Source organism: Mycobacterium sp. Dal123C01, from assembly GCF_052566995.1.
On record NZ_CP199580.1, the window covers coordinates 3,357,158 to 3,369,541 of the forward strand.

12 protein-coding genes are annotated in these 12,384 nt (G+C 64.7%); 6 read left to right on the forward strand and 6 right to left on the reverse strand.

Annotation, left to right across the window (positions count from 1 at the left end):
* Positions 1–91: 91 nt before the first annotated feature.
* Positions 92–787, reverse strand: coding sequence for a glycoside hydrolase (locus ACTXG5_RS15800; RefSeq protein ID WP_445159701.1), 696 nt, complete (start codon positions 785–787; stop codon positions 92–94).
* A 153-nt stretch (positions 788–940) separates the two neighbouring features.
* Between ACTXG5_RS15800 and ACTXG5_RS15805 the strand changes: the two genes are divergently transcribed.
* Positions 941–1,864 (forward strand): class I SAM-dependent methyltransferase, encoded by a 924-nt coding sequence (locus ACTXG5_RS15805; RefSeq protein WP_445159702.1) that lies wholly within the window; start codon positions 941–943, stop codon positions 1,862–1,864.
* Between the two features lie 6 nt (positions 1,865–1,870).
* Here ACTXG5_RS15805 and ACTXG5_RS15810 read toward each other — a convergent pair whose 3' ends face one another.
* Positions 1,871–3,139, reverse strand: coding sequence for a glycosyltransferase (locus ACTXG5_RS15810; RefSeq protein WP_445159703.1), 1,269 nt, complete (start codon positions 3,137–3,139; stop codon positions 1,871–1,873).
* Between the two features lie 170 nt (positions 3,140–3,309).
* Positions 3,310–4,080 (reverse strand): class I SAM-dependent methyltransferase, encoded by a 771-nt coding sequence (locus tag ACTXG5_RS15815; RefSeq protein WP_445159704.1) that lies wholly within the window; start codon positions 4,078–4,080, stop codon positions 3,310–3,312.
* Between the two features lie 151 nt (positions 4,081–4,231).
* Between ACTXG5_RS15815 and ACTXG5_RS15820 the strand changes: the two genes are divergently transcribed.
* Together ACTXG5_RS15820 and ACTXG5_RS15825 are read left to right on the forward strand one after the other, a co-directional pair.
* Entirely contained in the window at positions 4,232–4,543 is a 312-nt protein-coding gene (locus ACTXG5_RS15820) for a hypothetical protein (protein ID WP_445159705.1), read from the forward strand.
* 9 nt (positions 4,544–4,552) lie between these two features.
* Positions 4,553–5,188, forward strand: coding sequence for a class I SAM-dependent methyltransferase (locus ACTXG5_RS15825; RefSeq protein WP_445159706.1), 636 nt, complete (start codon positions 4,553–4,555; stop codon positions 5,186–5,188).
* Positions 5,189–5,204: 16 nt separating this feature from the next.
* Here the strand turns inward: ACTXG5_RS15825 and ACTXG5_RS15830 are convergent, their stop codons facing one another.
* Positions 5,205–5,861 carry a histidine phosphatase family protein gene (locus ACTXG5_RS15830; protein WP_445164443.1) on the reverse strand — a complete coding sequence of 219 codons (657 nt, stop codon included), beginning with the start codon at positions 5,859–5,861 and terminating at the stop codon, positions 5,205–5,207.
* A 200-nt stretch (positions 5,862–6,061) separates the two neighbouring features.
* Positions 6,062–6,772 carry a chitin-binding protein gene (locus tag ACTXG5_RS15835; protein WP_445159707.1) on the reverse strand — a complete coding sequence of 237 codons (711 nt, stop codon included), beginning with the start codon at positions 6,770–6,772 and terminating at the stop codon, positions 6,062–6,064.
* Between the two features lie 347 nt (positions 6,773–7,119).
* Here ACTXG5_RS15835 and ACTXG5_RS15840 point away from each other — a divergent pair, with 347 nt between their 5' ends.
* Together ACTXG5_RS15840 and ACTXG5_RS15845 are read left to right on the forward strand one after the other, a co-directional pair.
* Positions 7,120–7,965 (forward strand): acyl-CoA thioesterase domain-containing protein, encoded by an 846-nt coding sequence (locus ACTXG5_RS15840; protein WP_445159708.1) that lies wholly within the window; start codon positions 7,120–7,122, stop codon positions 7,963–7,965.
* Entirely contained in the window at positions 7,962–9,491 is a 1,530-nt protein-coding gene (locus ACTXG5_RS15845) for a class I adenylate-forming enzyme family protein (protein WP_445159709.1), read from the forward strand. The genes ACTXG5_RS15840 and ACTXG5_RS15845 overlap by 4 nt, the downstream gene beginning before the upstream one ends.
* A gap of 180 nt (positions 9,492–9,671) precedes the next feature.
* Here ACTXG5_RS15845 and ACTXG5_RS15850 read toward each other — a convergent pair whose 3' ends face one another.
* On the reverse strand, positions 9,672–10,292 hold the full coding sequence (locus ACTXG5_RS15850) for a TIGR03085 family metal-binding protein (protein ID WP_445159710.1): 621 nt from the start codon (positions 10,290–10,292) through the stop codon (positions 9,672–9,674).
* A 99-nt stretch (positions 10,293–10,391) separates the two neighbouring features.
* Between ACTXG5_RS15850 and htpG the strand changes: the two genes are divergently transcribed.
* Positions 10,392–12,329 carry a molecular chaperone HtpG gene (gene htpG, locus ACTXG5_RS15855; RefSeq protein ID WP_445159711.1) on the forward strand — a complete coding sequence of 646 codons (1,938 nt, stop codon included), beginning with the start codon at positions 10,392–10,394 and terminating at the stop codon, positions 12,327–12,329.
* The last annotated feature ends 55 nt before the right edge of the window (positions 12,330–12,384 follow it).

Below are 12,384 nucleotides of genomic sequence, written 5' to 3' on the forward strand. Positions count from 1 at the left end.
CTGCCATCGTCTGTGAAGTAATTCAATACCTGGTCAAGATCGAGTAAAGGCCCCGCGTGGCAAATTCACGAGTGTCCTCATCCGGACGTCTCTACTCTGGCGGCGCAGGGGTCATGGAACCGATGTAATAGATTTCGTTGCCCTTGGGATATCCGCCACCCCCGGTGGCGATATGAACGTGGTCGTAGTGGTTGGCGGTTTCCGAGCCGAGGTCGGCCGTCCAGGCTCCTGAGTTAGGGCCGGGGTAGATCTTCTGCCGCCAGATCACATGGTTGATGCCCCAGCGCTTCGCATTCGCCAGCGCAAATCCGGCGATCTGATTGCCGAGTTCGATGCCCTGCGGGCTTTCGTGGTTTGGGATCATCACGTCGATCGCCAGCCCGTTGGGATGCCACGGCAGTGCATCCTGCCGGTACCCGTAGATGGTCGTGATCTGCGGAAACAGCACGCTGATGACGCGGGCTGCCCAGATGGTCTTGACCTGCAACCTGTCCTCTGACGCGACGCCAGGAGGTAACGGGAACTGGAAGTTCTGCGCCCCGGTAGGCGCGCTCGAGGCCAAGGCCGCCAACGATTCCGCTTCCGCGGGAGTGGCGACGTGCGGGCCCCGCCCGGACCCTGGGTCTTTCGGGGGCGCTGCCGCGGTCACGGTCGGAGTCGCCGTAGGTGTCTCAGCGCAGCACGGGGACTTCGTTCCTTGGCCGTAAATCATGGCGCCAGAAACGACGAGCGAGGCCGCGATTGCCATCCAGCGGCTCCGGCCGATGGCTAACACGTTCCTGCTCACGAACAGCACTCTAGTGTCGCGTGCGACGCGTGTGGCGATCTTTGTCGTTTCTTGTTGCACTGCTTCCTGCGGGTCATGCTGATGCGATCCAAGTTATGGTGACTGATATCGAATTTCTGCCCGTGTGGGTCGGTTTCAGGATGGGGGGTAACGGTGTCATCGGATGGTGCGGCGCGTACCGAAGGGGACAGCTGGGACCTGGCCTCCAGCGTGGGAGCGACCGCGACAATGGTGGCGGCGTCTCGGGCGCTGGCTTCACGCGGTCCGGATCCGCTGCTCGACGATCGGTTCGCCGAGCCGTTGGTCCGGGCGGTGGGGCACCCATTCTTCACTCGCATGCTCGACGGCGATATTCCTCTTGACGACGAAGACGTGCCCTTGACAGAGCGGCAGCGCTGCGAGCAGATGGCTGTGCGCACAAGGTTTTTCGACGATTTCTTCCGCACTGCGACCTCGAGCGGGATCCGTCAGGCCGTCATCCTGGCCGCTGGGCTCGACGCGCGGGCTTACCGGTTGCCTTGGCCGGCAGGCACCGTGGTGTTCGAGGTGGACCAGCCCGAGGTGATCGTTTTCAAGGGCACCACGTTCGCTCAGATCGGCGCCGAACCGACCGCCGAACGCCGCGCGGTCGGCGTCGACCTGCGTGATGATTGGCCTACCGCCCTGCGCGACAACTTCTTTGACGCCACCGCCCCCACCGCGTGGATCGCCGAAGGCCTGCTGCCCTACCTGCCGCCGGATGCCCAGGACCGGCTTCTCGACAACATCACCGCGCTCAGCGCGCCCGGCAGCCGCCTGGCCACTGAAAACATCACTGACATGCGCGTGTTCACCGACGAACGCGCGCGGGCTTTCCGCAGCGGTTGGCGCAAGCACGGATTGGATTTCGACGTCGCCGACCTAGTGTGGGTCGGCGAGCGCCGCCAAGCCAGCGAGCATCTGACGGGTACTGGCTGGCGGGTCACGCAGTACCCCACCGAAGAGCTGTACGCCTCAAACGGGTTTGCCCTGCCCGATCATGAACTGCTGGCTGAGTTTCGGCGCACGATCAGCTACCTGAGCGCAGAACTGGGCTGAGGCGCCTCAGGCCGAACGCTTCTGGCTGGCAAGGTTTTCCAGGAGATCGGCGGCGTTTCCGACGCTCGCGTCGGGTTTGGTCATCCGAGTGGCGAACTCGCGGGACCGGGTGACGCATTCCGGGGTGAGAATCTGGCGCAGGTCGGCGACCAGCGATTCGCGGGTCGTGTTCGCAAATCGCCGGGCGGCACCGACCTTCAATCGGCTGACTCGAGCTCCCCAGATCGTCTGAACCAGGTCCATCGAGAGAATCAATGTGGGAACTCCAGCGCGCAGGCCTGCGGCCGTGGTGCCCGTGCCCCCGTGGTGCACGACCGCGCGGCACGCGGGAAAGATTGCGGCGTAGTTGATCTCGCCGACCACTTTGACGTTGTCGAACTGTGGCACGTCGCTGAAGTCACTCCAACCGGAGCACACCAACGCCCGCTCACCCAATTGCGCGCAGGCTGCGCCGATCATTTCGACCGTGTCGGCAGGAGATTCGACTCGCATGCTGCCGAAGCCGAAGCAGATCGGCGGGGTTCCCGCGGCAATCCATGACGCGACTTCCTCGTCGGCGTCCGTCGTCAATTCCATCGTCAGCGCGCCGACGAAGGGCCGCTGCCCATTCCATTTCGCCCATTCGGCTTCAAGCCCGGGGAAGCAGGCCTTGTCATAAGCCTGGATTTCCAGCGTTCCGCGATCGGCGATCCGGCGCGAGGCGGGACGCGTTGCCTTCGGAAGCCCTAATGCATGGCGCTGCGCGTCCTCGAGATGTTTTGTCATCCGCCACGTCAGCCAGTTGGACACGTTCATGGCGGAGCGGACCAACGGCGGCGGCATGCTCGGGACGAGCTGCCCGTTGGCACGTATCGGGACGTAGTGCAAGGTGGCCAACGGCATGTCGTGGTACTCGGCGACGTTGGCCGCGGTTTCCATGAAACTCTCGCCGGTGAACAGCACGTCGGCCCCGTCGGCCAGCGGCGTCAGTGTCGCGCTCATGTGCACCCAACTCCGGATGACGGAGTCGCGAAGTTCGCGCCACATCCTGATCAGATCGGGGATTTTCCAATAATTGTGGAAGGCAGCCGCCCAGAAGTCGCGGTAGGTGTCCAGCCATTCCTGCGTGTTCAGCCCATAGGCGACAGCGCTAAGGCCGGCCGTTTCGGCGAAGCCAACCAGGTCGGGCGAGACGGCCATATGCACGTCGTGCCCTCTGCGTAGCAGTTCCCGGCCGACAGCGACTGACGGCTCGATATCCCCCCGAGTTCCATAATTTGCCAAAACAAATTTCATTAAGGATCCCGGATCTTCAGTTGTGGTATGTCTGGCCGACCTCAGGGGGCATCGGGTGGGTGGCGCTGGCACAGCCTAGCGTGCCCCGGTAGCTCATTCGAGCGGGTCCGGAGTGTGCACCATTAATCACATCAGCACCACGAGCGTGGGAATCGCACTGAAGTATCCGCCTAAAGCCCCGCGCCGCGGGCAATGCGATCGGCACGCCAACACCACGCGCGCATCGGGATATCAACCGTGTCGGCACCGGGAAAGCGTGCCTGCAGCGCGGCGCGTGCGTCGGCGAAGGTCTGGGCGCGGTCGTCCGGCGAGGCGATGATGGCCCGACTGTAGGTCCCCAACATCGCGATGGCGTCCTCGACTGTCATCGTCCGCACAAACCGGAAGACTTCGCGCGCGATGTTGTGGAAGATCTGCGGCTCGGGAAGGTCGAAGTGCAGACGCTGCTGGAATCGGGCGGCCGATTGCACCTCTTCGAGGTCTTGGCTGGGCAGCCGGCCGAGGTCACGCACCCAGTCCACCTCGCGGTCTCGGCTCGTCCAGATCAGGCCGAGGCGGCCGCCGTCGCGCAGCACCCGACCGATCTCGGGAATGGTTCGATCGTGATCCATCCAGTGCCACGCCGACGAGACGAACACCGCGTCGGCGGCAGCATCAGGAAGGGGGATCGACTCGCCGCGCCCCTCGAGCGCACGGACTCCCGGGGATCGCTCCGCAAGTACCTTGCGCATTCGCGCATCGGGCTCCACCGCGATAACTTGTGCGGCTCTGTCCACCAGGGTGCGGGTGAACAGTCCGGTTCCCGCCCCTACGTCGACGGCCACCTCGCAACCGGGAGGCACCAGCCAGTCCACTGCTTCCTGCGGGGCCTGGGGCCGCAGCCCGTCATAGTCTTCCGCAATCGATCCGAAGGACATTGCGCGTTCTTGACGATCAGTCACACCGCCACGTTAAACGGCTTTCCTGTGTCGGAACTTTGTGATTTTGCTGCCTGCAGGAGTGGCCGGCGAATCCGGAACGCGATCGGGGTTCGCTGGAGCACAATGATGTGCACCAGCTGCTGGCTGGATTTTTCCGGGGAGGAGAACCGACATGACCAAGACAACCGCGGTGCCGACTCGCCGCCCAGCGTTGCTGCGGCGGTGCGCGGTTGGCGTGTTTGCTCTTGTGTTGGCGAGTTTGCCGACGACCGGGCTCGCCGCGCCGGCGGTCAGCCGGGCCGACGGAGAATGCGCGCCGGGGTGGGCCTGGAGCGTCGAGTTGAACCAATGCGTTTTCGTGCTGCCGGCCGCCAATGGGCCCGGAGGGCCGGGCGGTCCCGGGGGACCTGGCGGCCCCGGCGGTCCCGGGGGACCGGGTGGGCCTGGCGGCCCCGGTGGACCCGGGGCGCCGGGTCGGCACTAGACATTTCACATGACCGCACCGCGACGCCGGGGGCTCAACAGCGCCATCACCCGAGTGTGGAGTTTCCTAGCCCCGGTTTACGACCAGCCGATTTTGCAACAGTGGGTTTACCGCCCGCCGCACGACGAGGTGATCGCACGACTGCGTGACCACCAATCGCGCAAGATCGCTGACATCGCCTGTGGCACAGGCATTCTCAGCGACCGTATCGAGCGTGAACTACACCCCGAGGCGATCTACGGGGTAGACATGTCCGACGGGATGCTCGCCCAGGCCCGCGCCAGATCCGATCGGGTGCAGTGGTTGCGCGGCCCGGCCGAGCAGCTGCCCTTTGACGATGGCGCCCTCGACGCGGTCGTGACGACCTCGGCGTTTCACTTCTTCGACCAGCCTGCGGCGCTCCGGGAGTTCCATCGGGTACTGGCGCCCGGCGGACTGGCGGCCGTCTCCGCGCTGAGCACCCGGCAGACGCTGCTGCAGTCACGGGCAGCGAATAGGTGGAAACCGCAGCACAATGCGTCAGCGGCCGAGGTGCGAGCGATCTTCGAAAGCGCCGGGTTCACCGTGAGCGACCAGCACCGAATCCCTCGACCCGCATGGATCCGGTTCGTGTCCGACGTGATCACCGTCGGCATCAAGGGCTGAGGGCTGGGTCAGGAAATCAGCACGGCGGGGGATCGGCATCCCACTCGGTCAATGTCCAGCCTTCTGACGGATTTCCGGTGAGCACCACGTGGCCGACGTTCGGCAACGACTTGGTTTTCACCAGCGACGGGTCGGGATTGCGCACGTTCATCTGCACCCAAAACATGATCGCCGCGCTGTGTGAGAACGCCACGGGATTCTGCTGGCCGCTGTCGTAAATGCGTTGGACGGCTTCATCGAAGCGCGCGTCGAACTCGTTGCCGTCCACGGAGCCGGGGATTCGGGCGCTGCGGTCACCCTGCAGCCAACGCGTCGGGGCGGCGAAGTAGGTCTGCGCGATGGTGGCTTCGGGAGCGCCTTCGAACTGACCGGCCTCGATTTCGCGCAGCCCGGGCAGCACGGTAATGGGTTCGTCCAACGCCTGCGCCGTCGGTGTGGCCGTCTCCTGGGTCCGGATCATGCTCGAGGCGTAGACGCCGTCGTAGTGGTTCGGGGCCAATTGCGGGGCCACCAAAGTCGCTTGGCACCACCCCCTTGGTGAGAGTTCCGGACCGGGGGTCGAGGTGTCGATCAGGCCCGACGCGTTGGCCGCCGACTGCGCATGTCGCACCAGCGTCAGCGTGATAGTGCGCGGCCCGGCGGCCCGTGCCGGCGCGCAGCCCGCGGCCAGCATCGCGACGATGCCGATGGCGACGAAACGTCGTATGGTCACCGCGATTTCACCAGCGCGCGCAGACGCCGACAGTCATCCGCAGTTTCACGCCAGAAGTGTAAAGCGTTCCAGACAACTGCGCCGCGCGAGCCGCCGGGTTAGCACGACGCCCGCCTCGCCAAGCGGCGAAACGGGCGTCGTGATCAGTCGGGGTCAGCTATTTACAGCGGGATCCAGACTCCGAAGAAGTCGAAGCCCCACTGGTTGAATCCGGGATTCCACACGGGTGTTTCCTGGTAGCCCCAGTAGTTGATCGGGCCATTGTCCCAGCGTCCACCGGGCGGCGGGAGCGGCCGTCCCCAGTCCGGCCGGGGTGGCTCGCCGTAGCCCCAAGGGCCAGGTCCGTCGCCCCACGGGGCTCGGTTGAAGTAGCCACGCTGAGCATCGCCGTGCCAAGGACCGCCGGGTCCGCCCGGGCCACCGGGCCCACCGGGCCCACCAGGTCCACCCGGACCATTGAAACCGGGGCCGCCTGGGTGTCCAGGTCCGCCCGGTCCGCCGGGCCCACCGGGAGGTCCACCGGGTCCGCCCGGACCGTGCTCGCCAGGCCCACCGGGACCACCGGGACCACCGGGCCCGCCGGGTCCACCGGGAGGTCCACCGGGTCCGCCCGGACCGTGTTCCCCAGGTCCGCCGGGTCCACCTGGCCCACCCGGGCCGGGGCCACCTGGGCCGCCGGGTCCACCGGGTCCACCCGGATCATTTGGCCCGGTCGGCGCGTGCACGCCTCCGGACGCTGGCGCGCCATGGCCGGCCGGAGCCGGCGGCGGTGATCCTGGAGCGGCATTGGCCAAACCCGCGCCCATACCCAGCGCTGCCGCGCTAAAGGCGCCGGCGAGCGTTGCCGCCGCAATCAGTTGCTTGAGTTCCATATTTCCCCCCACCACTCATCTACTAGTGGACATATCGAATGCTGACCCCCAACTCGCTCGACACTAGATAGCTCACCTATGAGTTGGCTGTGACGTACCCGTGCGGACGCTTTGGCGATCCCTCAGCATTCGATGCGGCGCGAGCACCAGCGGCTCGACTTTGCGCGATGTGGCCGGCTGAGTCTGTGCGAACCGGTGTTCGGCGAAAGGCAATACTTCTGTGCGCGTGGGTGTTTGACACAAACCGCAGCCACGCATCGTATTGCTTGGAAGACGAACTGTAACATTTACTGTTGCTTACCTCAGAGGAGTTTCATGAAAGCCCTGTTCGTGTGGAGAGTCATGTGGTGACCGAGTCCAATATCCAGCCGGACGACGTGGATTCAACGGCGTCGAGACCGTACTTTCTGCGCGACGAAAGCCGTTACGTGCCAACGGCAATGGCGCGCGGTGGATGGGGCCCGTCAATGAGCGGACACGTCGTCGGTGGCATATTGGCCCGGGTGCTCGAAAGCACGGTCGATGACCCGCAGTTACAACCTGCGCGGCTGACGGTGGACCTGCCCGCACCCGCCGCGCTGGAGCCGTTCGAGGTGCACACCCGGGTGCAACACGAACGTCGGCGATTACGCCTGGTTGAGGCGCTTCTCATCCAGCGTGGCGAACCGGTCGCCCGGGCCAGCGCGCTGTTTTTGCGGCGCGGACCGCAGCCCGACGGCAGTGTCTGGTCACAGCCACTGCAGATGCCGCAACTGCCCATCGAGCATGACGGTGAATACCCGACACTGTTCCTGCGGACCTATGGCTGGGGCGGCGAGCTGCAGAATCCCGACTCCGACTGGGACACGACCGGACCGAAATACACGTGGCTTCATGAAACACGCCCATTGATCGACGACGAGCCTCTCACCGCATTCGCCCGCGTGGCGCTGTGTGCCGACGTCACGGCCGCAATCGCCAACTGGGGCACGAGGGCGTTGCAGTTCATCAACGTCGACTACACGCTCACCCTGAGCCGACTGCCCGAAGGGCCACATATCGGGCTGGCCGCACTCACTCACTACAGCGATGACGGGGTCGCCAACGGCTCAGCCGTTGTCCTAGACCATCTGGGGCCAGTCGGCAGCGCCGTGGCCGTCTCCATAGCGCACTCCGGATTTCGACCACCCTCGGACTTGCCGCCGGCCGGATGACGACCGGCAAGGACGTCACCTACTGGACGCTGATCGCCGATGCGGCTCAGCGCCAACCGAATCGGCCGGTTCTCGCCGACGACTACGGCCGGAGCCTGAGCGCACGTCAGCTTCACGATGCCGCATCCGCGACGGCCGCCGCGTTCGCCGAACGTGGGGTCGGCGCGGGAACGATGGTGTCCTGGCAGCTGCCGACCACGCTCGAGGCCGTGGTGGTCATGGCGGCGCTCACTCGACTCGGTGCGGTGCAAAATCCGATCATCCCGATACTGCGGGCACGTGAGGTCGGCTTCATCACCGAGCAACTGGCTACCGAATTCCTTGTGGTGCCCGAGCTTTGGCGGGGATTCGATCACGGTGAGCTTGCTCGGGAGTTGGCCTCGGTCAAGGGCTTCGAGGTTATCACCGTCGACCTGGCGACACCCCCGCTCGCCGGTGAGCTTCGGCTGCCTCGTGCCGGCGCTGATGCCCTCCCGCCCGCACCGGCACCCGACGGTGAGACCCAATGGATCTACTACTCGTCAGGAACGACCGCGGCGCCCAAAGGGATTCGTCACACCGACAGCACGGTGATCGCCGGCTCGCGAGGGCTGGTGACCGCGATGGGTATCACCGCCGGCGATGTGGATCCGATTGCCTTTCCGATCGCCCACATCGGCGGGGCCGCGATGGTGGCCGCCGCGCTGATGACCGGTATGCGCCTGGCGTTGTTCGAGGTGTTCGACCCGGTCGCGACTCCACTTGCCATCGCGGCACACCATCCGACATTCCTGGGCACGGCCACGCCGTTTTTCGTGGCCTTCCTGGAGGCGCAACGAGCCCATGGTGATCAGCCGCTCTTCGGTGCCCTGCGGGGTTGCATCGCCGGAGGCGCACCCATCACCGCCGAACTAGGGCGTCAAGTCCGCGAAACCTTCGGAACGGCCGGCGTCGCCAATGCGTGGGGGATGACCGAATTCCCGGTGGCGACCTCACCACCTCTTGACGCCGCGGCCGAGGTGCTCGACTACACCGTCGGCGCACCGGTACCGGGGGTTAGCGTCCGCGTCGTCGATGGTGAGCTACGGCTCAAGGGACCTCAATGCTTCCTCGGCTACGCAGATGCCGCGCTCGACGCCGACGCGTTCGACGAGGATGGCTGGCTGCGCACCGGCGATCTCGGCCTGATCGACGCCGACGGCAACGTCCGCGTCACCGGCCGAATCAAGGACGCGATCATCCGCAACGCGGAGAACGTCTCGGCCCTCGAGATCGAAAATGTGCTCGCCACCCATCCCTCCGTCGCCGACGTCGCGGTCATCGGCGTGCCCGACCACAGCGCAGGCGAGCGGGTGTGCGCGGTGGTGGTGCCCACTTCGGACGAGGGCGTGTCATTGGAATCCCTGGTGCAGCACTGCCATTCGCTAGGGCTGAGCCGCTACAAGCATCCCGAAAGCCTCGTCATCGTGGACACCTTGCCGCGCAACCAATTCGGCAAAGTCATCAAAAAGGATCTGCGCGAGACCTTCGGTCGACGCGATCTGTGACGTCAATTGGAATCTGCACACCGGACACATCGGTACCAAATAGGATGGGATGTAGATGTTTTCAAATGCGATATCGCATGCGCTAGCGCTTTTGAAGACGATGTGGCCCGGCGCTCTGCGATGCTGATGTGGCACGTGTGACTGGCGGACGCATGTCGGCGGTGCAGATCACGACGTCGACTACAAGCCCTTGGGCGCGTCGCGCACCGCCTGCACCGCAGCCGCGTCGCCGTCGAACTCGACCTGGGCCTGCCGCCCGACAGAGAACAGCAGCAGCTCCTCGGGCGCACCGGTCACCGTGACCGCCGGGCCACTGCCCGCGATCAGCACCGTCTTGCCCTCCAAGCTGCGCAACGCGACCCGGCCGGGCACCTTGCTGAGCGTCATTCGCGCCATCAACGGCAGCGTGCGGCGCAGGCTTTTGGCCAGGGCCGGTTCCAGAACGCGCGGCGTCCAGCTCGACTGCGCGCGGCGCACGTCCTCGTGATGGATGAACATCTCGCCGATATTGGCCACCGGGTCGAGCAGTTTCAATGGTGAGTAGACCGGCGGGCCGGACGCGACTTTGTCCAGCAGCGCATCCCAATCCGTCTGCCCGGCCACCTCGTTTTGCACCTTGGCGGTGTGGCCGGCGAAGCGCGGGATCAGGATGCCGGGGGAGGCGTCGAGACGATACTCACGAATCACGAGGTGGGCGGCCAAATCTCGGGTGGTCCAACCGTCGCACAAGGTGGGGGCATCCGGCCCGAGGCTGCGCATGGTGTCGACGAGGGCGGCACGTTCGCGTTGAGCAACAGACACCCGAATTCCCTTCACCGGCGGCCATGACCTCTACAGGGTAGAACCCGGCAAGAACCCTCGGGGCACCGGTGAGTCAGCACCTCGGTAGATTTGCATCCCATGAGCGCAGGTGTTGAGCAGTTGGAATTTCAGGCCGAGGCACGACAACTTCTGGATTTGATGGTCCATTCGGTCTACTCCAACAAGGACTCGTTTCTGCGGGAGTTGATCTCGAACGCCTCCGACGCACTGGACAAGCTCCGGCTTGAAGCGTTCCGCAACAAGGACCTCGACGTCGACACCTCCGACCTCCACATCGAGATCGACGTGGACAAAGGCGCCCGCACATTGACGATCCGCGACAACGGCATCGGCATGACCCGTGACGAGGTCATTGGTCTGATCGGAACCCTCGCCAAATCGGGCACCGCCGAGCTGCGCCAGCAGCTAAAGGAGGCCAAGAACGAGGCCGCCTCGGACGAACTGATCGGTCAGTTCGGTATCGGCTTCTACTCGTCGTTCATGGTGGCCGACAAGGTCGAGCTACTGACCCATAAGGCCGGCGAAAGCGAAGCCACCAGGTGGGAATCGAGTGGCGAGGGCACCTACACCATCGAATCCGTGGAAGACGCCCCGCAGGGAACCGCCGTCACCTTGCACCTCAAACCCGAAGACGCCGAAGACGAGCTGCACGATTACACCTCGGACTGGAAGATCAAGAGCCTCGTCAAGCAGTACTCGGACTTCATTGCGTGGCCGATCCGGATGCAGGTCGAGCGACGCACCCCCGCCTCCCAAGAAGGCGGGGAGGACGGTGGCGAAGAGGTCGTCACCATCGAGACCGAGACCCTGAACTCGATGAAGGCGCTGTGGGCCAGGCCTAAAGACGAAGTGTCCGACGAGGAGTACACGGAGTTCTACAAGCACGTCGCGCACGCCTGGGACGACCCGCTCGAGGTCATCGCGATGAAGGCCGAGGGCACCTTTGAGTACCAGGCCTTGCTTTTCATCCCGTCGCACGCCCCGTTCGACCTGTTCAACCGGGATGCCAAGATCGGGGTCCAGCTGTATGTCAAGCGGGTGTTCATCATGGGCGATTGTGACCAGCTCATGCCGGAGTACCTGCGGTTCATCAAAGGTGTGGTCGACGCACAAGACCTGTCGCTCAACGTCTCTCGCGAGATCCTGCAGCAAGATCGGCAGATCAACGCGATTCGTCGCCGGCTGACCAAGAAGGTTCTGTCCACGATCAAGGATCTGCAGTCCGAGCGTCCGGAGGACTATCGCACCTTCTGGACCCAATTCGGCAGGGTTCTCAAGGAGGGCCTGCTGTCGGACGCCGACAACCAGGACACCTTGCTGCAAATCTCCTCGTTCGCGTCGACGCACAGTGACGAGGAAGCCACCACCCTCGCCGAGTACGTCGAGCGCATGAAGGAGGGGCAGGAGCAGATCTTCTACGCCACCGGCGAGACGCGGCAGCAGATCCTGAAGTCACCGCACCTCGAGGCCTTCAAAGCCAAGGGTTACGAGGTCCTGCTGCTCACCGACCCCGTCGACGAGGTCTGGGTGGGCACTGTGACCGAGTTCGACGGCAAAGCGCTGCAGTCGGTGGCCAAGGGCGAGGTGGATCTCGACTCCGGCGAGGACAAGAGCGACGCCGAACGTGAGGAACAGGAGAAAGAATTCGCCGACGTGCTGACCTGGTTGAAGGAGACCTTGATCGACCACGTCAAGGAGGTCCGGCTGTCGACTCGCTTGACCGATTCGCCGGCCTGCCTGATCACCGACGCCTTCGGAATGAGTCCGGCGCTCGCGCGCATCTACCAGGCCTCCGGGCAAACCATTCCCATTGGGAAGCGGATTCTCGAACTCAATCCGGATCATCCGCTCATCACCGGGCTGCGCCAAGCGCATCAAGATCGGCCCGACGATTCCACAGTCGCCGAGACCGCGGAATTGTTATACGGAACCGCGCTACTGGCGGAAGGTGGCGCGCTGGACGATCCGGCGCGATTCGCTGAACTCCTCGCGAATCAATTGACTCGCGCGTTGTAAGCAGGCAAAACGCCCCCGTCGGTTGAAATTACGTGCGATTGAACCTCGACGCGAG

Excerpts from the sequence above, each read along its gene's own strand:
- ACTXG5_RS15835 (WP_445159707.1), bottom strand. The coding sequence starts at position 6,772 with ATGGAACTCAAGCAACTGATTGCGGCGGCAACGCTCGCCGGCGCCTTT.
- ACTXG5_RS15830 (WP_445164443.1), bottom strand. The coding sequence starts at position 5,861 with ATGCTGGCCGCGGGCTGCGCGCCGGCACGGGCCGCCGGGCCGCGCACT.
- ACTXG5_RS15845 (WP_445159709.1), top strand. The coding sequence starts at position 7,962 with ATGACGACCGGCAAGGACGTCACCTACTGGACGCTGATCGCCGATGCG.
- htpG (WP_445159711.1), top strand. The coding sequence starts at position 10,392 with ATGAGCGCAGGTGTTGAGCAGTTGGAATTTCAGGCCGAGGCACGACAA.
- ACTXG5_RS15825 (WP_445159706.1), top strand. The coding sequence starts at position 4,553 with ATGACCGCACCGCGACGCCGGGGGCTCAACAGCGCCATCACCCGAGTG.
- ACTXG5_RS15810 (WP_445159703.1), bottom strand. The coding sequence starts at position 3,139 with ATGAAATTTGTTTTGGCAAATTATGGAACTCGGGGGGATATCGAGCCG.
- ACTXG5_RS15820 (WP_445159705.1), top strand. The coding sequence starts at position 4,232 with ATGACCAAGACAACCGCGGTGCCGACTCGCCGCCCAGCGTTGCTGCGG.